Raw genomic sequence first — 23,384 nt, 5'->3', positions numbered from 1 at the left:
ATAGAATATGTATAACCAATTTTAGTTTTTTAAATTTATAAATTTAAAGTTTTTCTATTATGAACAAAAAGTTTTTAAGTGCAATCCTGTTCGGAGCCTTAATGGTTTCGTCAACAGGAACATTTGTGTCTTGTAAAGACTATGATGATGACATCAAGGACTTGCAGGAACAAATTAATTCTAACAAGGATGCGATTGCAGCTTTGCAGAAACTGGTGGGAGAAGGGAAATGGGTAACCAATATCTCTTCTATTGAAAACGGTTTCTCTGTAACCATGAGCGACGGTACTACCACCTCTATTACAGGCATCAAGGGTGCAGACGGAAAGAACGGTACTGAATGGACTATCGGCGAAGACGGCTTCTGGTATAAGGACGGCGAAAAGACCGCTTCTCAGGCTGTTGCCAAAGACGGAGAGGATGGCAAGGCAGGCGCAACTGCTCCTTCTCCTAAAATCAGTGCTGACGGTTTCTGGGTAGTTTACGAATGGGATGCTGACAAAGGCGAATTCGTAGAAAAGACTACTGAAATCTCTGCTCAGAGTACTGGTGCTTATGTTGTGAAGAAAGACGGTGTTTACGTTCTGCATATCGCTGACGAAACAGGTGCATTCCAGGATGTTACTTTGCCCGCTACTTCTGACTCATTTGTAGTAGCTGCTCCGGGTAGTGCTGTTGATGTTAAATTTGAACAGGCCAATTGGACTCTCGTTACTACGAAAGCAGACAAAGAAATGTTGGCTAAACTGACAAAAGAATTCCCTGAAATAGCTGATTATAAGAAAGGTCAATTGTTTAAGCAAGGAGGTAATTTGCCTATTTTGGTAACTCCTGCAAATGTGGAAATCACTGATAAATTTACATTTGCTTTGCAAAACATTAAGGGTGAAATCTCTGAAGCCACACTGTCTAATCCGGTAAAGGGTATGCCTGCAAATTCTGATGTAGATGAATCGGGTAAAATTACCACTAGAGCTGCTGTTAATGCAGAAGATGGTTTCTGGACTTTGAGCGTAGAACCTGCTTTGAATAAGAAAGGTGATAAATATGTAGGATTTAGCAAACCTCATTCTTTGATTATAAAGAATGAAAAAGGTACTGTTGTTAAAACAGGATTTGCATATCAACTTTCTATTGAGGATAATGACAAGGTAAGTATAACTCCTGAACTTACCAATGTGGATAATGCAGACGCTATTGATGTATTTGCTAAAAATGAAGAGGGTAAATCTGTTTTCAAGGTAGAACATGGCATGAACGGTAAATTTATCCTTGAAGCTACTGAACCCATTCAAGTTGAAAAATATCAGATTACAATTGAAGGTAGCAAGTTGATGATTGGTAATATGCCTGCTGATCAAACTTCTATAACTGTAGATCTGAAATTGACTGCACTTGGTCTGAACGGTACTGTTGCGGAAGCTACTACTGCTTTGACTATTGGTCAGGAAATTGATGCTAAGGGTACATTGGCTGATAAGACAGTGACATTAAGCAGCAAAGATGATTATAAGCAAAACGTTAGATGGAATATTGCTGACTTGGGCTTCTCTTCTGTTCAGTTAGACCAGTTCTTAAAAGCAACTAAGACAATGAAGTTGACTTATGTTGATGAAGAAGATGGTGAAACTAAGAACTTTATAACTTATGATATAGTTGCTTACGATAAGGATGGTGCTGTAACTGCAGACTATAAGAAGGCTGTAACCTTCGGATTCACTTTGAATTCTAAAGATTATGTACCTCGTGAATACACAATTCGTCTGGAAGCTAAGTCTGGTAATGCCGTTATCTATGCTGCTGAGGCTGCGTTTAAAGTTCAGAACCCTGATACTGCTGAAATCAGTTTGGCAGAAGCTATGGTAAAAGATGGTGTACTGCAGATTACAGGTACTCCGAGTGATATTATCACTTACACCATGAAGAGTGGATTCGTTATTAAGAAGGATGCTGCTGGCGAAGAAGTTGCTACTAAATTGACGTTCACTGATATGAGTGCTACAGACGAAGACCCATCATGGATTGCTGCTGATGGTAAAACATTAAGCATTGTTGATTACAACTACAATAACGTGAAGGAACAGAAACTGTACAAGACTCGTCACTTCAAAGTAGAGTACATCTTGTTTGGTAATGATAAGAATAAAGAAGAGATGGAATTCGATGCTCGCGTATTGAGTGAAATCTACGATGAAGATCCTACAGCTGCTATCAAGTTGAAAGACATGTCTGCAGTATTCACTTCTGATGCTAAGAAAAATGCAATCAGTATCGCTTCTAATATTACCAGTGCAACTTATGCAGCCGGTTCTAACAGAGGTAAGACTTACAACCTGTTCCAGGGTGTGAAGAAAATAACTGAGGGTGCTGTTGATGAAGTTCTTGACTATAGCCAACCTGCAGATGTTAACGGTACTGCTTTGGCTCAGGATGACGACAAGGTACTTTCTGGCAAGAACTTCATTGAAGCTCCTAAGAATACAGACATGTTGCTGTTTGGATTTACCGCTGACGAGTTGGCAGACGCTACCAGTGCAACTCCAACTAAGAAGTATTATATTACAAAGGCAAATTGGAATGAGATTTGGACGATAGCTCAGGAATATTACAATGTTGATGGTTCTGCTATCAAAGAGAATGGTAAAAATAAAGAAGTTGCCCCTGAACATAAAGCTGCTGTTGCTGTATTCAACGAATATAAAGGCAAGATTAACTTCGTAGTTACTACAGAAGCACAAGCTGGCACTGAAATCGTTGTTGCTGACGACAAAGCGAAAGTAGAACCTAATGTTGTTTCAGTTACAGTTGAATTCGTAAATAAAGAAGTCGCTGATAAATATGCAACTATTGCTTCTAAATCTCTTGATAGTGGAATACTTTATGACTACGTGATTACAGCTAGAGCAGAATTGAGCGAAGATATTCCTAGCGGTAAAGTAGAATTACCTGTTAAGATGACAGTGCTTGATAAGTGGGGTATGAAGATGGTTCGCACCTTCAATGTTACTTTGAGCACAAAATAATCAACCTATAAAGTAAAAGCTTGCTTCCCCTTCGTGAGAAGCAGCTTCTACCCAAAGTGGAAATTATAAACTCTTTCAAGCGGGGAAAGAAAGCGCATCCGGCAACGGGCGGTTCTTTCCCCGCTTTTTATTTGCATCATAAAGGTATCATTACTGTTTTTTTTATAGAAGTTGGTCTAACTTATATCCATGTTTTTCTTATGAAAACGAAACGTACCATTCCACAGGAAAATGAAATTTTACAACGGAGATTTTATTTTAATCTTCGCAAAGATATGCCTTTACCAAATGCAAACGAGAGTGTTATAAAGGGGTTAAGTCCAGGAAATAATAAGACCGGCACTACAGGAAGTCTTTATAAAACTATCTTTGTATGGAATTTACCACCTGTTCAAACATGTCCAGGAGCAACTCAATGGTGCTCTTCTTATTGCTATAATCTATGTCAGGAATCCGAAAAATATCCTTTAAAAGAATGGCAAATAAATTTGTGGCAAGTAGAAAATGTACCGGAAAAACTTAAAGCAAAAATAAATGAACAACTAACAAATGCATCTAAACCTTGTGCTGTAAGATTACATTCATCAGGTGACTTTTATTCTACATCCTATATTAACTTTTGGAAGAGTATAATAGAAGAGAATGAAGATGTGAGTTTTTGGGGATATACTCGATCATGGATTATTAAAGAGTTTATAATACATTTTGATGGACTTCAAATTCTTTCTAATGTAAACTTATTCGCATCATATGATAAAAATATGGTGATATCACCACCTATAGAGAAATGGAGAAAAAGTATTGTATGCCCTGATTTAGATAACCTGCTTTATAGTCATTTCACTGAAGAATACTTTATATGTCCAGAACAACTATGCCTGACTCCTAATTGTGCTTCTTGCGGTTTTTGTATGAAAAAAACAAGTAAAGATATTATTTTTCTATTACATTGAGTATATATTGATTATGGATGATTTGACAAATAAGAATTTTTTAGTGTTGGTAGGCGGCAGAAGCCAAATAGGAAAAACATCTATTATAAATAAATTAATAGAACTTTTTCCTGAAAAATACCAAAGACCGATTTCGTATACAACAAGATCTCGCCGGAAGGGTGAATCTGCCGAAGAATATCAGTTTGTTACCTTGGAATCATTTAGCAGTTTATCTGCTTCGAACTGTTTTATTACGATAGACGAAGTTTATGGAAATCTATATGGAATTTCAACAGCTTCAATCAATCAAGTGTTCTTAGAGAAAAAAATCGCTATAAAAGAAGTCCACCCCACCAATTTTAATAAAATAAAGAAAAAATATACTAAAGTTATTACCGTTTTAATTGAAGGCAAAGTAACCAAAGAAAGCGAAAGAATGAATGCGGATGAAGAATTTTATTTTTCCCTAGATCTTTCTCTTTTTGATATAATAATCAAGAATGACAGAACAAATAATATAGAGGTGTTAGCCTTGGAACTACATAAAGCTTTAAACTCACTGCTTAGCTTTTGTGAAAAATTTCCACTCCCATCTCAGATTGACTTTCTCAACCGAAAAGGGTATAATATCATAGCATCTGAATTTACAGATGACAAGCGGATTACTACTCATAATTTTCATACTGCAAGTATCCCATTTTTTGAGTATGCCATAAATAATTATATTCAAACAGGGGATAAAGTTTTAGAAATTGGACCCGGACAGAATTGGTTGTTAGCTAATTTTCACTTTCCAGAAATTGATTACTATTCGATTGATGTGTCCGAGAATATGATGAAGCGTTCAGGCTCTAATAATGGGAAAAATATTGTTGGCAGCATCAGAAATACCTGTTTTCCTTCCGACTTCTTTGACCTAGTCATAGCATCTTTGGCCGATCCATTTTTATATCCAGCCTCATTATCAGAAATTTATCGGATATTAAAAACAGAAGGAAGATTAATTTTCACGATTCCATCTTCAGAATGGTCTTCCTGCATAAGAGAAAAAAACAATGCGAATAAAACAAAATTCTTATTGAATAATAAGTCTTACGCAGAAGTTTTTTCATTTACCTATTCATTAGAAGAACTCTGCAAAATGCTTGTCAATACTGGTTTCCGAATCATTTATAGTACGGAACTTGCTATGAACAGATTCTCTAATGAGAGAATCAGTCTTGCAATTAGTACAGCCGCTCAAAAAAAAGCGGTTGATATATATAATCTTATAATATTGAATGCCTTAATATGTTCAAAATGAATAATCTTTTTGAAGAAGATGATTGGTGTCCTGCCACAAAAGAACAAATACTTGAGAACATCACAAATTTACTGCTGATGTATAACAAAGGGTTGCTAGGAGGGGAGTTTATGCCCGAAGATGCCAATCCAGGTTTGGATAAAGACTGCGCTGACAACTATCATTATTTTACATTGCCAATGGCTCTGAACTATCAGCGTAATTCTTATTATTTATGGCCCGCTGCCAATAATGCTTATAATGATGAAACGGCAAGGAAGATTTTTATACCTAAAGAAGCCATTAACTTTAGTCCAACTGAATTGAAAGATATTCTTGTGTCATTCAAAATAGCGTTGCAACCTAATAAACATGTGGATATATGGAGAAGAATCTGTGGGACAATCAGTGAACAATATGATGGTGATATCCGAAATCTATTTCGTGAAACAGGTGGTGATGTAATGCAAATAAAAAAAATAATTCAAGAGGACAGGAAAAAGGATTTTCCATATTTAAGCGGTAATAAGATTTGTAACTATTGGCTTTATGTCATGAGTAATTACACCTCGGCAAAATTACGCAATAGATATTGCATCAATGTGGCTCCTGATACTCATGTTATACAAGCTACTTTTAGATTAGGTATATTAAATCCTCGGGAAAAAGATAATTCTCGGTTAAGTGAATTAGTTGGTAAGATCTGGTTTGAAATATTGAAAGATACCAACATTTTCCCAATTGATATTCATACCCCACTATGGTTGTGGAGCAGACATGGTTTCCCTAAAATTATAACTTTGAATAAATGATAAAACTAAACGTTGGATGTAATTTTGATCCGGAGCTTCTTGCCTCTATTCCATTGCTGAATAGCATTTCCTCCCGAGTACAAATCGGAGAACTTTATGGCTCTGATCAAAATTATCATTGGCTTACCGCTAGGCCCAAATACCGTCTGACTTCCATTGATGACACTACTTTGGAACATTATGTCAGCGATGTCAGAAGTATAGGGGTAACCTTTAATTATACAATGAATGCACCATATATCGGTAGTAAGAGAGAAATTATAAAGAGAAAGAAAAATATTCAAGAACGAATCAAGTTTTTATTAGACATAGGTATAGATATGATAACAATATCACACCCTATTATGGCAGAGATAATAAGGGAGGCGAATATACCTGTAAAAATAGCTCTCAGTACAGTTATGCATCTTGACACAGTCTCTCAATTGAAGATTTTGCATGAGAGATATCACATTAGCAAACTATATGGTAGCCTATTAAAAAACAGATCTATAAAATTTTTAAAGAATCTTAGTAAGTATTGCATTGACGAAGGCATAGAACTAGCCTTGCTTGCAAATGAATTCTGTAATAGTAGCACAATGGACGGAATAAGCTCTACTCATTGCATTTATAGAGATAGTTGTTATATATCCCATTCAGAAAATGAAGATAAAGAAGACGATAAATTACTGGACGGATACCCCATGTCTCGTTGTATATTGATGCGAAAGTCTGCCCTAACTTGGCTGAAAAGCTCGTTTATCCGTCCTGAAGATTTGTACAAGTATGAACATATAGGCATTAATTCCTTCAAGATTACTGGTAGGACAGGAACAACAAAGTATCTTTTAGCAGTTATTGAGGCGTATATTCGCGAACGTTGGTCCGGTAATTTATTGTCTTTATGGAAACCTTTAGAAACCATTGCAAATGAGAGTAATGAATTAGATTACCAATATCCTATATTTATAGATAACAGAAAACTAGACACTTTCATTGATTTTTGGTTTGATAATCTTGAGCATGATTGTGCAAATGAACTTTGTGGATATACATGCAAATATTGTAACAAATATTTCTCAGAACATTTTAAGGACATCTGATTTATATTTTAATTATCGAACTTTTTTTAAACAAATTACTGAAGGATAAGCTGTGGAGAATGGACAGTATGTATTAACCCCATCTCCACAATAAAGGAGATGCCAAAACTTCAACGTAATTGGCACCTCGTTTACTACTATTTATTGTCTTTCTTAGGTTTCAAAGTCACTACAATGACGACCGGATTGTCGTCCTCTTTTATATTTTTCAGCAACCCATCCAATTCCTTTTTCCTCTCAGGCAAAAGACCGGTTGAATGACGCTTTTCTTTATCTTGCAGGAGTCCACCGGCATAATAGACCATCAATAAATGATTGTCATCACTTGTCCATGCAGGATGGATATCATAGCCACCGGCCAGATTGTCTTTAATAGTAACATTAGTAAAGGTTTTCTTCTCTTTATCATATATTCCCAAACGAGAAATATTCTTCATTCCATAACTGACAAACAAATATTGATTTGTTTCCTTAGCCCAATAGACCGATAAGAACTGAAATCTTTTCTTTGGATCAACTTCATCAGCCGATACGTCAATATCTTTACCGGAACAATCGAATTTATAAGCTAACTGACGTTTTTTAGGTGAGATAATCTTAAATATCACATTCTCCAATGCCGGTTTATAGAACAAACTATTATCATAATTATACATGAAATCACGAGAAGTCAAAATCATACCGTATTTTTTGTTCTCCTCTAAATGGCCGCGCCACTTACTTACTGTTTTGCCACTCTGACTGTCGACCATATATAACTGTATCGGATTCGCCTTGTCAGCATAATAAATGTCATTACTATACAAAATATGATTCTCGTCGAACAATCCGGCTGCTCCCATATTTAATTGGGGTGTAGGAATACTCTTCACAAACTTTCCATCAAATCCATAACAAGTCAAGGTAGTCCAGTTCTGAACATATAATAACTTGTTTTTCCAATCGCCAAAAGCAAATAAGCCCTGCAAATATTCTTCCGGACCCTGACCTTTATTTCCAATTTTATTGAGAAACTTTCCATTCTTATCAAAATGGAAAATGCCACTTGTAATAATATCTTCACCTGTATACTGCATGATGTAGAACTCATTATTCATTAGACAATCATCGGTCGTCTCCAAAGGCACATACCTGATATCCGAAGCCAACTCGCTTAGCATTATCTCTTTAGGAGATTCACTGATGGCTTTTGCCAAATTAATAATCACAGGTTTTTGAGCTGAAACCGACAAAGCACAACACAAGCATAAGAAAGAAAACAGATACTTCATATTCATTTTATATTAGATTAATAATGTCCTTCATTTTAATTCCGCTACCAACAGAGTCGGGTTAGCATCTCCTTCCTTATCTTCGCGTATTGATATCAGATGACGCTGAGTAGTAGAAGTAAACGGACGACAGACAAACTTTTCTTCACTAGGAGAAAGATCATCCGTAAAACAATTTTCATAATTACCAGCCTTGCACATCCAGTCTTGCTTGGAACACAGCATCCAATAAGCTTTCTCTTTATAACCATAAAAAAATAACAGGAAATCTTCTGTTTCATGTATACCGGCTATATCTATCATATTTCGGTTCTTTTTGGGATTAAAATAGTCATCCCGATTTTCATTATCCGCTATCCCTATATTCAATTCGTATTTTCTATATTGCTGTAAACCATCACGCAATACACAAATTACATTCTTCAACGGATTTTTATAATATACCTCATTTTGATAAGTATATAGCAAAGGTTCTCTCAATAATAATCTGATTTTATAATCTTCCGGAACAGTAGAACGTACTCGTTGTATTAATTTTCCATCCCGACGGGAAGCTCTCAATAGTTCGTAATTTTTTTGACTATAATAAAACAGATTATTAGCATAAATAATATCATTTTCTCTCAACAACACTTGATAGGTATAAGCATTATGAATAGGAATTTTACGCATAAATTTCCCATCATACGAGTAAATGACAAACTTATTTCCACTACTGTCAATCACCCAGAACTCTTTTTTACCTTCATCTACTGAAAAGGAAAGAGAACGGATATACTCTTCCGGTCCTTCGCCTGAACAGCCTATCTTATTGAGAAACTTTCCATCTTTTGAGAACCGATAAAAAGCTCCCGGTTGTTTTTGGTCACATACAAAAATATATTCTTTACCATAATATATTTTCAAATCAATACCCAATAGACATTCCTTGGTTGTTTCCAGTGGAATTACCCGAACACTTTTGGCTACCTCACTCAATTTGATTTCCTGTTCTTTTCCTGCATTGCCCAATATATCAATTTTCTGCTGTGAAAAAGATGGCAAAATCACATATAAAAAAGTAAATAATAATAGACACTGTTTCATAACATAACTATTTTAGAGATTGTAAAAGCACGTCAATCATTAGCTCACCATTTTCTACTGCATAATCGGATACACATACTTTTTGTTTTTCATAACCGGCTGCCGAAATATAAACCGTATCCCTTTTTCCAACTGACAACTGATAGTTGCCATTGATATCACTAATCGTTCCAAATGATTTTTGAGGAACAAATACAGAGGCAGCCACTATTTCCTGTCCAGTTTCATCCGTAATCTTTCCTATTACTGTCACCTGCTGAAAATCTGTAGCCTCTGCACTCGATACCGGAACTGCAAATATCCAGACATACAGCAATAATAAAGGAACAAGAGCTACTGTCCAATATTTTTGTATGCCGTGAGAAGAAGGCTTTTTCAACATGGAAAGACGCATTAATCGGGTAGAATATGCAAACGGATTAACCAAACTTTTCATGGTTCCATATAACCAATATCGGGTAAGTGTCTCCTTATAAACATCCATTCCCGCCACATTCCCGGCATTACTATCCGCCAAAAACTCATGGTTTTCCACCAAGTCACGTTTATACAGCCAAGCAGTAGGGTTGAACCACTGTATGATACAAAAAATATCTCCCAACAATAAATCAACGCAATGCCATTGGCGAATATGAGTCTCTTCGTGTGCAAGAATTACATTTTTATCCGCTTCTTTCATCCCTTGTGGAAGCACTATATAACGAAGGAAAGAGAAAGAAGATTGAACCATCGGTGTCTCTATCGAAACAATACCGCAAAAAACTTCTTTCGAACCGTTGCGAATACATCGAAACAACCGGAAAACAGTCCACATACGAGATAACAAAAGTACAATAAGTCCCGAAATATAAACGAAACAGCCTATCTGACTGAAATTGACAGATTCATTGACTTTCATTTCTATACTGATGATATTGCCAATCCGAAAAGCCGTTTCCGGCAAATCAGCCTCACTCACCGTTGGCACAGCATAATATAGAGGGACAAAAGGCAGTGCTAAAGCCATAAACATTCCCGCTAAAAGATATACCCGATTAAATCTGAAAAAGGTATTTCCACGCAATGCCCAATGATATAAACTATAAAAAAGGGTGGTCAGCAAACAAATTTTTAAGAGTAACATCCACATAATTACTCCTTCCCTTTTTCATTTTCCAATTTCCGTCTGGTTTCTTCCAACAGTACATCCAACTCTTCTGCCGTCATATTACTTTCTTTGGCAAAAAAAGAAGCCAAGGATGAAAAGGAGTTATCAAAATAACGGCTGATAAAGCCAAAAAGCTGTTTGCGGGAGTACTCTTCTTTTTTAACCAAAGGATAATAAATGTAACCGCGCCCTGTACCCGGTTTATGACTGACCGCTCCTTTGTTTTCAAGAATACGAATAATAGTGGATACGGTAGTGCGCGAAGGTTTTCCTGCATCATCCATACACGAAAGTATATCCTGTACGGTAGCTTCCTCCAACTTCCATAAATAATGCAATATTTGTTCTTCTGCCTTTGTTAGTTCCATAACTTATTAGATTGATAAGTACGAACTAAATATATGACTAAATTTTTAGTCATTATCATTTAAAGGCGAAAAAGAGCCATTAATTAACTATATTTATAAGTTTGTTTAGAGTGTCATTACATATAAGACATGTTTACATAGCGGAAGGTCGTACTTTACCAACGGATGATTGAACTCCTTCACAAAACGCATCCCTATTTTTTGCATTACCCGTTCATCATTGTTTATTCACACAAAAAAAATGGAATATCGTCTTCTTTTCAATCGCGCAATACCAAGCAGGGTGTTTCTATATAAATTATATTATCAATTCTATTATAATCCGTATTTTTTCATTTTGTTGAATAAAGTCTTCCGGCTAATATTCAAAGCCTCAGCCGTAAGTGTACGGTTTCCGGCAAACTTTCTTAATGTCTCTTGTATCAACTCCTTTTCTACTTGGGCATTCACTTCACGGATATCATTATTATCACCTAAAGATAAAGGGATATCATTTTGCTCATACCCTTTGATACGCACAGGAAGCTGCTGCACATCAATCGTTCCCTCCAGACTAAGAATCATGGCACTCTGAATGGCATTTTCCAAATCACGGATATTTCCCGGCCAGTCATAAATACAAAGTTTATCCATCGCTGCCGGAGTAATACTTTTCACTGACAGATTTAATGCCTCATTGTGCTTGCGGATAAAGAAATCAGTCAATAAAGGAATATCTTCTTTACGTTCCCTCAGGGGTGGAAGTTCTAATGTAAATACATTCAGCCGATACAACAAATCCAGCCGGAAATTGCCTTGTTTCACTTCTTCTTCCAAATTACGATTGGTAGCGGCTACAATACGCACATTAACCGGAATTTGTTTTGTTCCCCCGATACGAGTCACTTTCCTCTCTTCCAGTACACGAAGAAGTTTCACTTGCGCATCCATCGGCAATTCACCAATCTCATCCAGAAAAAGTGTTCCTCCTTCTGCTTGTTCAAAGATACCCGGCTGGGCTTCTTTAGCATCGGTAAAAGCCCCTTTTTCGTGTCCGAACAATTCATTTTCTATCAAAGAAAGAGGAATAGCACCACAGTTGATTGCTATAAAAGGCCTTTCACTCCGTTTGCTGCGTACATGCACCGCACGGGCAACTAACTCTTTTCCGGTTCCGCTTTCTCCATGAATAAACACGGTAGCTTCAGTCCTTGCCACGCGGTTTACTTGTTCCATTACCATTCGGAGTCCGCCTTCGCTACCGATAATCGGACGTTCTCCCTCTCCCAAACGCTTCTTTAATTGATGAATCTCTCCTTTCAGACGACTGTGTTCCACAGCACGCTTCACTTTCAACAGCAAATCATCATTATCAAAAGGTTTTTCTATAAAATCATACGCTCCTTTTTTTACAGCATCCACCGCCAACGAAATAGTGCCGAAAGCTGTTACCAACATCATAACCTGATTAGGACGCATGAGTCGTATTTTATCCAAGGCTTCCGTTCCATTCATTATCGGCATTTGCTGGTCCAGAAGAATTACATCAGGATTAAACAAAGTAGCTTCGGCAACAGCCTCTTTACCGTTCTCTACCGACTTGACTTCATATCCTTCCTGCGATAATAAAAGAGTCATTATCTTCCGTATACGCGGTTCATCATCCGCTATCAATACCTTTCCTTTCATATATGTTGGGGGAGTTTAATCGTAAAACAAGTTCCTTTTCCTAGAGTACTACGGACTTCCAGCTCTCCCTTATGTCGGTTGATAATACCGTAACAGATGGCAAGTCCCAGTCCTGTTCCTTCTTCTTTGGTTGTGAAGAAGGGATTGAATACATTCTCAATATTTTCCCCATCAATTCCTTTTCCCGTATCCTCAAATGAAATCAACAGATAACGACTGCGGACATCAATCAGGGCACCTTCTTCCATACTTATATATAAAGTTCGGGGATGGGAGTCGTCATTTTCCTTCATTGCTTCCACCGCATTCAGAATAATATTCAGACATACCTGTTTTAGTTGCTCCGCATCTCCCATAATGGTAGTCTGTTCGGTGAAATATTCAAATTCCACTTCTATCTGCTGCTTTCTCAACGTGTTGTTAACAAGTAACAAAGTCTGGTTAATAAGCTGTTCCAGGTTGACTTCCATAGAATTTAACTCAGATGGACGAGCAAAAGAGAGCAAACCTTGCACAATCTTGTTAATACGTTCTGTTTCATTCAATAACTCATGCATCATCTGCCCTTTTTCACTCTCAACATCAAAGTCATTACTCAAATATTGAATAGTGCTGCGGATAGAAGTAAGCGGATTTTTTATTTCGTGTGCTGCGCCGGCCGCCAGTTCTCCCAATACAGCCAAACGGTCTGTGCGGTACATCCGTTTCAAGCGATTCCGTTGAATTTCATAAAGCGAGGCATGTTCAATGGCAAAAGCGGCCTGTCCCAATAACAAAGAAAGTAATTCCAGCTCTTTCTTATCAAATTCTTTTCCATTCATCTTTTTCCCCATTACCAGAATACCACTAATTCGGTTCATCACATTCAATGGATAGACTAATTCCGCATTCAGCTGGGCCAGCAATTTTCGCTCCTCCTCAGAAAAATAGGAGAGGAGAGAGGAGCTTTTCGAAACAATCAACGGACGTTCATTCACAGCCAACCAATTCACCAATTTTCCTCTTCCCATAAAATAGGAAATATTCTTGTCTTCTAATCCCTGCATTTTATATTTCTCCGTATTCTCGTCAGGAAGAAAAAGAAAAACACCCTGTACAGGAGTTATTTGATTAACCTTCGATAAAAAGTTACTGATTAATAACTGTTTATCAACAATCAACATAAGCGAACGATTGAACTCCGACAAAAGTTGTTTTAATTCAACAGAATGAGTGGTAGGAAAAAGATGAAACATAATAGGTTCTATTTATACTCACAAAGATATTGTTTTAAAATAAAAAATGATATAAAATGAGTAACTATTTACTCACAATTGGGTAATCATTTTCTCAAACTCAATATACCCTTCCATTAGCTTTTCATAGTAACCGTTTGATTATCAATACATCTTCCATTTTGGCACGAGAATTGTATTTTATATAGTAAATAGAAAAGAAATAAAGAATCATTGGGTAATTTGTTACCCACCCAACATGAATAACCAATAATATCAATAAAATATGAAAGCGATAAAATTACTTCTAGCTCTGCTGCTGACAGGAATAGCCACCACACAAGCACAAACCATTACCGGAAAATTAATAGACGAAACTAATGTGCCGTTGGAATATGCCAACATTATATTGTTAAACCCAGCTGATTCCAGCTTTGTACAAGGAACTATCACTAATACTGACGGAAATTTCATATTAAACAAGGTGAATGAAAAAACTTATATTCTAAAAGCTTCCTCCGTAGGATATAAAACAATCTATAAGAAGTGTCAATCGGGAAATATCGGTACCCTAACTCTGAAATCCGATGCAATCCTGTTGCAAGAAGCTGTAGTTACTGCCCGCCGTCCTACTTATAAAATGAAAGGAAACGCACTTGTCACCAATGTTTCCAATTCCTTGCTAAGTACTGCTGGAACAGCTAATGACGTACTGGGCCATATCCCTTTTGTACAAGGTGACAATGGCCAATTCACCGTCTTTGGAAAAGGTACTCCGCTAATTTATCTGAACGGACGCCAACTCCGTGACCTCAGTGAACTGGAACGTTTGAGTTCTAAAGACATACAAAGCGTAGAAGTTATCACCAACCCGGGAGCCGAATATGATGTTACCGTAAAATCAGTCATAAAAATAAAGACTGTGAAACCGAAAGGAGAAGGATTCAGTACTAACATCAATGCCAGTGTCATCCAAGACCACAACTTCAATCACTCTGAACAACTGAACATGAATTACCGCCATGGGGGACTGGATTTGTTCGCCAATATCTACTATTCGCGTATGGGTAACTATCAGGAACAAAGAGACAAGCATTATATAGAAGTAGATACCATTTGGCAGCATCAATCTGAAATGGACATGAATGCCAAAAGCCATTATATCAACACCGAGGGCGGATTCAACTATATGGTAAACAGCAACCATTCTCTAGGGGCACGATATACTTTCAACCGTTCGCCTAAAAGCAATCTAAAAATGACTTCCGATTACGAAATCATAGCTGACGGCTCATTCTATGATAAACAACATTATAATTACGATTGGAATAACAATGATTTTTCTCACCGTATCAACACTTATTATCTGGGCAACATCGGAAAGCTAGGAATTAACTTCAACGCCGATTATTATAGTGGAGAAACACGCCAATATCAAAATGTGCTGGAAATCAGTGAAGAATACGAAGACCGCCACGTCACTGCCAGTAACCTGAATGACAACCGCCTATATGCCGCTAAACTTGTCCTTACACACCCCATCGGGAAAGGAGAACTGAAAGCCGGAGCTGAATACAGTCATACACGTCGTCTGAACCGTTATGAAAACCCGCAGAATTACCTGCCCGAAACAGATAATGAAATCAAAGAAGACAAGGTGGCGGGATTCGCTGAATTTGCCATCGCTTTGGGCAAACTGCAAGCATCAGCAGGATTCCGTTTTGAACATGTCACTTCCGAATACTTGAACAAAGGGAAACGCATAGAGGAACAAAGCCGGGACTATGACAACTTGTTCCCGAATATTTCTTTTGCCCTGCCTGTAGGAGAAACACAGCTCTCATTAAGTTATACAGCCAAGACACGCCGTCCGTCTTATAACGAGCTAAGCAGTAATTTGCAATACGATGACCGTTTTACCTACGAAGGGGGTAACCCTAATTTGAAACCCGAAACCATCCACGACCTTACGTTGATGGGCAGTTACCAGTGGATACAGCTTTTTGTCAGCTACCAGCAACGCCGTGACGCCATAGAATTTGTGGCCGAATCCTATGACAAAAACCCTGCCATCACCCTGTTTACCCGTGAGAATTTCGACAAGATAGAAGCATTGAACACAGGATTGGTACTTTCTCCCAAATTCGGTATTTGGGAACCTTCTCTCAGCCTGCAAATGCAGCAGCAGTTTTTCAAGAACATAACAATGGGAAACTTGAAACATTTCAACCGTCCTATTTTCAATAGCCGATTGGATAACTATTTCCGATTCAGCAAGACATTTACAGGAAACCTGACCCTGTTCTATAGAAGTAAAGGCAACTCAAGCATTATGCTGATGAAACCCAATCAAGGAGTAAACGTCAGTTTGAACAAAACCTTTATGAATGACCGTATGAATGTAAACCTGCGTGTAAACGATATCTTTGCCTCACAACGCAGTTCCTACATTATCTATGGTGACTGTATGCAGTTCGACAAATGGAATTACAGCGATACACGGAATATACGGCTCACGGTGAGCTACAAATTTAATTCCACTCGCAGCAAATACCGAGGAACAGGAGCAGCCAATGAGGAGTTGAACCGTCTGTAAAAACACTCTTACTACAACTCATTTTAGATGCGAATTATACGGATTTCATAGAAAGTATAAAGAGAAATTCGTGTAATCCGCACCTGAAAAAGAAAGCACAACAAAAGTTCTAGAATAAGTTGCTACCACAAAACGATAACAAAAAAAAGAAAAAAATAGGAGAAAAAACAATTCCTTCTTATCTTTGAATCATTCAATATAGACACAATATGTTGCAAGCCATTGATTTAACCAAAAGATATGATGACGGAAGTCTGGCACTCGATGCATTGAACCTCAAAATAGAAGAAGGAGAAATCTTCTTCCTGTTGGGAGCAAACGGTGCCGGAAAAACAACCACACTCAATCTGTTCCTCAATTTCATCCGTCCCACTTCGGGACAAGCCTTGATAGAGGGAAGAGACAGTGTGAAACAATCATTAGAAGCGAAACAGTTTATCTCCTATATTTCTGAAAACGTAATGCTTTATGAAGACTTGTCAGCACGGGAAAATCTGGAATTCTTTGCCCGACTTAACGGAAAGAATCCCCAAAAAGAGACCTATTATAACCTAATGAGAAGCGTAGGTCTGAAAGAAACGGACTTCGAAAAACGCGTGAAATACTTCTCAAAAGGAATGCGGCAAAAAGTAGGACTGGCTTGTGTGCTTCAAAAAGACACACCGAATATTCTGATGGATGAACCCACTACCGGATTGGACCCCAAAAGTGCTGCCGAACTGATGGATACATTGCTTCTATTGAAACAAAAAGGAAAATCAATTTTGCTATGCACCCATGACTTGTTCCGCGCCCGCATGATAGCCGACCGTATCGGTATTATGAAAGAAGGACGTATGGTAATGTTACGCCGTCGCGAAGAATTTATACACGAGGATATTGAACGCATTTATCTGGATTATATGCAGGAGGTTCCACTATGAACATGATTCACTTTATCGCACTGAAAGACTTCAAGCAGCATCTACGTTCATCACGTTTCTTTCTGACCCTGCTGCTCTGTCTGCTTTTTCTACCTTTTACCTTACTGACAGGAACAGATTACTATTGTGCCCGGCAAACAGTTTGTGAGCAAAGACAAGCCACAGCCGACAGTGCATTGAATAATGCTTATGTATGGTCACAAGTACGTCCGCTTGTCATCAAACAAACCGAAGCCCTCAGTATCTTTTGCCAGGGAGTGACTCCCAACATGGGAACCTATAATCAGATATTATTAAACACTTATCCATTGCTGCCGTATGCATACAGTGGTAAAGACCATTCCATAATAGGCTATAAACAAGCAGAAGTACAAGGAGATATAGGAAACAATGAGAATATTTTTCTAAATACCTTCTCGTATACCGACTTCACCGGTATGATAGGACTTGTATTCTCCCTGCTGGCACTCGTATTTTCATACGATGCTTTTTCACATGAAAAAGAAACAGGCATGCTACGGATGATATTCAGCCATCCTGTAAAGCGGTTAACTTTTCTTTTTGGAAAAATAGGAGGAATATGTTTCGTTTTGATTCCACCGGTCTTATTATGTTATGCCATAAGTGCCGGTTATCTGATTTATGCCGGAATCTCTTTACCGGGAACCGTCTGGAATGGAATATTACTGCTTTCCATACTGACATTAAGTTTCATTTTTGTATGCATACTTATAGGAATACTTATCTCTTTGCTTGCCTCTACCTCCGAACAGGCATTAACCGTCAGCCTCCTGCTTTGGATAGGTATGGTATTCGTTCTTCCCCCCGTATCAAGTTATTTGGCGGAAACCATGGCACCCATTCCTTTGTACCGGAATATAGAAGCAAAAATGAAATCGCTGGATGATGAACGCTATGAGAAATTAAAAGAAATAAGGAGAAAGATTGCAAAAGAAGAAAAAGTAAAGACTGAAATGACGCTCTTCAATAACATGGGAGAAGACGGATTTATGGACAAATGGGGCATTACTATTCCATTTGCTCATGCCATACGCCGCATCCATGCAGAAAGCGAACCAATAAGGCTCGATTATGCCGACCAAAAATGGATATTACAAAAAGACTATCTGAATAAACTGGAACGACAAATCCACCTACGCTATTGGTTTTCCTGCTTCTCCCCCTTACAGATCTTCCAGGAAACAGCACAACATATATGCCGTACTTCACCTGAAAACTACTTGTCCTATATGGATGAAGTGCGAAGTTACAGACAAACTGTATGGAATTATTTCATAGAAAATAAATTGTTCAGTTCTTATTCCTATTTTACCACACAAAATGAAGAAGACTTTATGACTGAACAAAGAATGGACGAAGTTTGCCGGGAATATGATAGTTTGGATGAAGAAGAAAAAATAAATTTCCTTCAAAATATAGAAAACCGCCCCAAACTGGATACACAAGAATTACCACGATTCATACAGCAAACGGCAAGTATCCGTGAACAGATAAAAGAGTGTCTGAATGCATTTTTCTTTTTCAGCATAACAAGTTTGATATTAATCTATACAACGATAAAAATTGCTGTCCGTTATGATATCCGATAAACTGATGACACTAACCATATTGCTAAAACAAGAATGGAAGAAGAATAGACGCAGCCTGAGATTCCGTTTATCCTGGATATTAATGCTATGCATATTTATCTGTGGAACTACTGCCTTTGTCCGTCAATGGCAAAATACAGAAAGTGAATACGAGCAATACCGGAAAGTAAATTATAACGAGTATCATGGATGGACGGTTACTACCTATGCCACTGTTACACAGGAATATTTGCTACAACCACGGCTTTCCTCACTGATAGACCCTTGTTCTGAACAACAGTTACCTTCCATCTTTACCTATAATGCATTTGGAATACATAATTTCCACACCGCATTCTCGGTCAAGAATCCGTTGATGCAATCCAATGTTTCTTTCAGTTGGTCGTTTGTTGTCACCACCTTACTTACTTTTATTACTTTATTATTCTCTTTCAATGCGTTTTCGGGGGAGAAGGAGACTCATACCTTGGGCTTCCTGCTTACCTATCCTGTTTCACGCCCCCTGCTATTGTTATCAAAATATATATGTATAATGATGCAGACCGGCATTATATTGCTATCGGGCATTGGGATAGGAATCTTGATTCTGATTCTGGCAGGCATTGAAATGAATATACACTTCCTGATTTTATGCGGTGGATTTTTTCTGTCTTCCTTATTATTACTTTCGTTGTTCGCCGCTTTCGGATTATTTGCTTCCACCATTAGCAGTCATCCCCGGAATAGTTTATTATTCTGTATCATTTTCTGGCTGTTGTGCGTCATTATCATCCCCAGCAGCCGGTTGCCTATGGCACGTTATCTGTTCCCTCTTCCCACTACAATGGAAGAAGTGCAACAAGATTATCAACAGCAGCAACGACAGATTATAGACCATGCTCCGGCTTCTGCACTGGGAAACCGAGAAGATGAACCATTCTATCCGCCACACGAAATGCGTGCCGATATAATGCGTCGCATGTTGAAGGTCAAACTGGATAAACTCAATGAGTTTTATCAAGCGGGAGAGCAACAATATGAGCGAACAAATCAATTATCAATGTGTTCACCCATCATTGTCTTCAACCGACTGAATGAATACTGGCTAGACAGTGGCTACATCCGCTTCCGGAAAAGCCAAAAGGCTTTAAGTGATTTTTGCACTCATTTTATGCAATGGTTTGAAGAAGAAGATGCCAAAGACCCCAAAAGCCCGCACTGGCTTAACCCACAAGAGCGATACAGCAGTACACAACGTATACTCACGGAAACGGACTATCCTGTCTATAAAGAACCCGAAGTAAACATAACAAATAGACTGCTATCTTCCTTGCCGGCTATATTTATTCTGTCAGGAATCACCTTATTTTGGTTCATTCTCAGTATCTTTGCATTCAATAAATACGATGTAAGATGAAACGAAAATTAGTATTTGCTACAAACAATGCTCATAAACTGGATGAAATATCCGCTATTCTAGGAGAGAAAGTAGAATTATTGAGCTTAAAAGATATCCATTGCGATGTTGATATCCCCGAAACAGCCGATACCCTGGAAGGTAATTCGATGTTGAAAGCTGAGTATATTTATGAACACTACGGTTTGAACTGTTTTGCCGACGATACGGGTCTGGAAGTAGAGGCACTAAATGGAGAACCGGGTGTTTACTCTGCCCGTTATGCAGGAGGAGAAGGACATAATGCGGAAGCCAATATGCAGAAATTATTGCAAAATATGCAGGGAGTACAAAACAGGAAAGCGCAATTCCGTACAGTTATTTGTTTAATAATGGATGGAAAGAAGCATTTATTCGAAGGTATTGTAAAAGGTGAGATTATCAAAGAAAAACGCGGTGGTTCCGGTTTCGGATACGATCCTATCTTTATGCCTCAAGGATATGAGCAAACGTTTGCCGAACTGGGAAACGAGACGAAGAATAAAATCAGTCATCGCGCATTGGCGGTGGAGAAGCTTTGCCGGTTTCTTGCACTCTTCACAATGCAAGCATAAATATGAGGGTGTTTTTAAACTTCCCTTTTATCGAAGGGAGTGTGTCAAAACTAAACCAGCCTATCCAATCGTTAGCTGTAGGGGCAGGGTCTGCCTGCCCGAAGACACAAAGCAAACTGTTTTCGGGCGAGCGAACCTCGCCCCTACGAACGAAACGACAGCATTATCCACGTTTTGACACAACCCCTTTTAGTTTATGAGCGTTTCGACACACCCTCTATAGTTCTATAACCTGTTTGCTTCTCTTTCAATTCCTACCTGATAATCATTCATATTTCTCTATAGCTTTTATAGTATTATCTATATCAGTTATAAGATAATCAAAGGATTCAGGGTTCATCAAATTTGGAATTTGAAACAACAAGTCACGTCCTTCATCAATAGCCGATAAACGAGTCCATAACTGGTCAACAGAAAGTTTTTGAACATATAAACGCTTTACTTCCGGCTTGGCATCCAACCAGTCATTCCGTTCTTTTTTCAAATTTTGATAAGTGGTATATAGCGCATCAGCCGCTTTTATAGAAGCATAAGCCTGAATAATACTCAACCCCAATTGCTTATCCTTTATTTGTGGAAAAAGTGCCGAACTTTTCATCAGTTCCAGTGCATCAGTAGTAAAAGTAATAAATGAAGTTCGAAAAGGCATATTAGAATAATAACTCAATGAATCTTTTGATACAAACGAAAGACTATCCTTATTTTTCAGTAAAAAATAAGCAGCACGTATTTCTTGTTCTATTCTTTTCTTTCCGTCTAATATGGCTTTTCTATTAGTATTCAATTCTGCTTTTACTAACTGAAGCGCACTTTTCACATCACGTTGCGTATTCCGTTTTTCTATCCAGTCACTTCCCATAAAGGTAAGGATGATGCCAAGCACAACAGCCGTAAAATTGCATACGAAATCTCCCATTCTACGATTCCTAAAAAGGAGTGTTATTCTTTTCCACAGTATTATTTTCATTTTATAATTCTTTTACTTCCCATAAAAAATAATTTTGGCGGAATAATGATTCCCTAAGAACACATTCTTCCGCCAAAATATTCTATTCACCTTTACTATTTTATAATCCCAGCTTTTCCGAGATTTCCAGCATCTTCTTGATAGGCTTCACCGCTTCCCGGGCTACTGCTTCGTCCACTGTCACTTCCGGCCATTCATACTTTAATGTATTGTATAGCTTTTCCATAGTGTTCAAACGCATGAAATTACATTCATTGCAAGCACAGGTGCTGTCTTCGGGCGGAGCGGGAATAAAGTTCTTTTCAGGGCATTGTTTACGCATCTCGTGCAGGATACCACTTTCAGTAGCAACAATAAAATCCTTTTTGTCACTGGCAATAGCATACTTCAACAAGCCTGCCGTAGAACCGACTTTATCAGCTAGCTTCGCAACAGCTCCTTTACATTCGGGATGTACCAGAATAGCCGCATCGGGATATTGCTTTTTCAATGCTACAATCTTCTCAACAGAGAATTGTTCATGCACATGGCAGGCACCGTCCCATAACAGCATATTACGTCCTGTAATCGAATTTATATAGTTTCCCAAGTTACGGTCGGGACCAAAGATAATCTTCTCGTCTGCCGGAAAACTTTCCACTATCTGCTTGGCATTGGTAGAAGTCACCACCACATCAGTCACAGCCTTTACGGCAGCCGTTGTATTAACGTATGAAATTACAGTATAATCCGGATGTGCTTTAACAAACGCTGCAAAAGCATCGGCAGGACAACTGTCGGCCAACGAACAGCCTGCATTTAAATCAGGTACAAGCACTTTCTTATTCGGACAAAGAATTTTAGCTGTTTCCCCCATAAAGTGCACACCGCACATCACGATGATGTCAGCATCTGTTTTGGCTGCCCATTGTGCCAATGCCAGACTATCACCTACAAAGTCGGCAATATCCTGTATTTCATCCGACTGGTAGTAATGTCCCAGAATAAGCGCATTCTTCTCTTTACGCAACTTATTTATCTCTGCTTTCAAATCTAAGGTCTTGTCCACCGGTTCGGCAGCATACCCTTTTTTCAACCATTCCTCTTTATTCATTATTTCTATGTTTTTTCTTTCTTCTCTTAAAAAAAGAATTTATAGTGATGATAATTGTCGGTTAATAGTGTTAGTAAAAAGTAGACTGCTTTTCTTGCCTGAGAAGTTATTCATTCATAATGCAGAGATATGAATAAGTAATCAACGGGCTTAAACTCTGATAATACAGTCTTTACCTTTTCTATTAACAAACTGTTGATAATATGCAAAGTTAAAAACTTTATGATTATGAACGCCTAAAATAGTGATTAAATTGTGTTGATATTGGCGGTTTAAATTCTCGGATTCTTTTTTGGATTGTTGATTTCTGTCATT

18 protein-coding genes and 1 pseudogene are annotated in these 23,384 nt (G+C 38.0%); 10 read left to right on the top strand and 9 right to left on the bottom strand.

Annotation, left to right across the window (positions count from 1 at the left end):
• Positions 1–59 precede the first annotated feature (59 nt).
• The 5 genes from IR173_RS14635 to IR173_RS14615 are packed head-to-tail and all read left to right on the top strand — an operon-like array spanning position 60 to position 7,137.
• Entirely contained in the window at positions 60–3,023 is a 2,964-nt protein-coding gene (locus tag IR173_RS14635) for a PL29 family lyase N-terminal domain-containing protein (RefSeq protein ID WP_237040285.1), read from the top strand.
• A gap of 56 nt (positions 3,024–3,079) precedes the next feature.
• Positions 3,080–3,976, top strand: a complete 897-nt coding sequence (locus IR173_RS14630; RefSeq protein ID WP_237040284.1) for a GP88 family protein — start codon at positions 3,080–3,082, stop codon at positions 3,974–3,976.
• A gap of 13 nt (positions 3,977–3,989) precedes the next feature.
• The gene (locus IR173_RS14625) at positions 3,990–5,261 is read left to right on the top strand and encodes a methyltransferase domain-containing protein (RefSeq protein ID WP_237040283.1); all 1,272 of its coding nucleotides are present in this window, start codon (positions 3,990–3,992) and stop codon (positions 5,259–5,261) included.
• Positions 5,258–6,052, top strand: coding sequence for a hypothetical protein (locus tag IR173_RS14620; RefSeq protein ID WP_237040282.1), 795 nt, complete (start codon positions 5,258–5,260; stop codon positions 6,050–6,052). The genes IR173_RS14625 and IR173_RS14620 overlap by 4 nt, the downstream gene beginning before the upstream one ends.
• Positions 6,049–7,137, top strand: a complete 1,089-nt coding sequence (locus IR173_RS14615) for a hypothetical protein (RefSeq protein WP_237040281.1) — start codon at positions 6,049–6,051, stop codon at positions 7,135–7,137. The genes IR173_RS14620 and IR173_RS14615 overlap by 4 nt, the downstream gene beginning before the upstream one ends.
• A gap of 137 nt (positions 7,138–7,274) precedes the next feature.
• Here the strand turns inward: IR173_RS14615 and IR173_RS14610 are convergent, their stop codons facing one another.
• From IR173_RS14610 to IR173_RS14580, 7 genes and pseudogenes are all read right to left on the bottom strand, one after another.
• A complete protein-coding gene (locus IR173_RS14610) occupies positions 7,275–8,408 on the bottom strand; it encodes a 6-bladed beta-propeller (protein ID WP_237040280.1) in 1,134 nt (377 codons plus the stop codon).
• A 30-nt stretch (positions 8,409–8,438) separates the two neighbouring features.
• Complete coding sequence (locus IR173_RS14605; protein WP_237040279.1) at positions 8,439–9,494, bottom strand: 6-bladed beta-propeller; 1,056 nt, start codon at positions 9,492–9,494, stop codon at positions 8,439–8,441.
• A gap of 7 nt (positions 9,495–9,501) precedes the next feature.
• Entirely contained in the window at positions 9,502–10,500 is a 999-nt protein-coding gene (locus tag IR173_RS14600) for a carboxypeptidase-like regulatory domain-containing protein (protein ID WP_237040278.1), read from the bottom strand.
• Positions 10,501–10,625: 125 nt separating this feature from the next.
• Entirely contained in the window at positions 10,626–11,009 is a 384-nt protein-coding gene (locus IR173_RS14595) for a BlaI/MecI/CopY family transcriptional regulator (protein WP_117462937.1), read from the bottom strand.
• Between the two features lie 105 nt (positions 11,010–11,114).
• Positions 11,115–11,225: pseudogene (locus IR173_RS14590) on the bottom strand (GNAT family N-acetyltransferase); the annotation flags it as partial.
• A 99-nt stretch (positions 11,226–11,324) separates the two neighbouring features.
• A complete protein-coding gene (locus tag IR173_RS14585; RefSeq protein ID WP_237040277.1) occupies positions 11,325–12,677 on the bottom strand; it encodes a sigma-54-dependent transcriptional regulator in 1,353 nt (450 codons plus the stop codon).
• The gene (locus tag IR173_RS14580) at positions 12,674–13,912 is read right to left on the bottom strand and encodes an ATP-binding protein (RefSeq protein ID WP_237040276.1); all 1,239 of its coding nucleotides are present in this window, start codon (positions 13,910–13,912) and stop codon (positions 12,674–12,676) included. Before IR173_RS14580 ends, IR173_RS14585 begins: the two co-directional genes overlap by 4 nt.
• A gap of 265 nt (positions 13,913–14,177) precedes the next feature.
• On the opposite strand from IR173_RS14580, the gene IR173_RS14575 reads away from it, so the two are divergent.
• The 5 genes from IR173_RS14575 to IR173_RS14555 all read left to right on the top strand — a co-directional run bounded on the left by IR173_RS14575 (position 14,178) and on the right by IR173_RS14555 (position 21,009).
• Positions 14,178–16,487, top strand: coding sequence for a TonB-dependent receptor domain-containing protein (locus IR173_RS14575; protein WP_237040275.1), 2,310 nt, complete (start codon positions 14,178–14,180; stop codon positions 16,485–16,487).
• A 209-nt stretch (positions 16,488–16,696) separates the two neighbouring features.
• A complete protein-coding gene (locus tag IR173_RS14570; RefSeq protein ID WP_237040274.1) occupies positions 16,697–17,410 on the top strand; it encodes an ABC transporter ATP-binding protein in 714 nt (237 codons plus the stop codon).
• Entirely contained in the window at positions 17,407–19,020 is a 1,614-nt protein-coding gene (locus tag IR173_RS14565) for an ABC transporter permease (RefSeq protein ID WP_237040273.1), read from the top strand. Before IR173_RS14570 ends, IR173_RS14565 begins: the two co-directional genes overlap by 4 nt.
• Positions 19,007–20,416 (top strand): ABC transporter permease subunit, encoded by a 1,410-nt coding sequence (locus IR173_RS14560; protein WP_237040272.1) that lies wholly within the window; start codon positions 19,007–19,009, stop codon positions 20,414–20,416. The genes IR173_RS14565 and IR173_RS14560 overlap by 14 nt, the downstream gene beginning before the upstream one ends.
• Entirely contained in the window at positions 20,413–21,009 is a 597-nt protein-coding gene (locus tag IR173_RS14555; protein WP_237040271.1) for a non-canonical purine NTP diphosphatase, read from the top strand. The genes IR173_RS14560 and IR173_RS14555 overlap by 4 nt, the downstream gene beginning before the upstream one ends.
• A 265-nt stretch (positions 21,010–21,274) precedes the next feature.
• Here the strand turns inward: IR173_RS14555 and IR173_RS14550 are convergent, their stop codons facing one another.
• The gene (locus IR173_RS14550; protein WP_237040270.1) at positions 21,275–21,976 is read right to left on the bottom strand and encodes a hypothetical protein; all 702 of its coding nucleotides are present in this window, start codon (positions 21,974–21,976) and stop codon (positions 21,275–21,277) included.
• A gap of 100 nt (positions 21,977–22,076) precedes the next feature.
• Positions 22,077–23,069: a quinolinate synthase NadA gene (nadA, locus tag IR173_RS14545; RefSeq protein WP_237040269.1), complete on the bottom strand. Its 993-nt coding sequence runs from the start codon at positions 23,067–23,069 to the stop codon at positions 22,077–22,079.
• Between the last annotated feature and the right edge of the window lie 315 nt (positions 23,070–23,384).

The organism is Phocaeicola faecalis (assembly GCF_021730445.1).
GTDB lineage: Bacteria > Bacteroidota > Bacteroidia > Bacteroidales > Bacteroidaceae > Phocaeicola > Phocaeicola faecalis.
The sequence above is the reverse complement of the archived record's forward strand: the minus strand, read 5'-3'. Positions and strand labels throughout refer to the sequence as shown.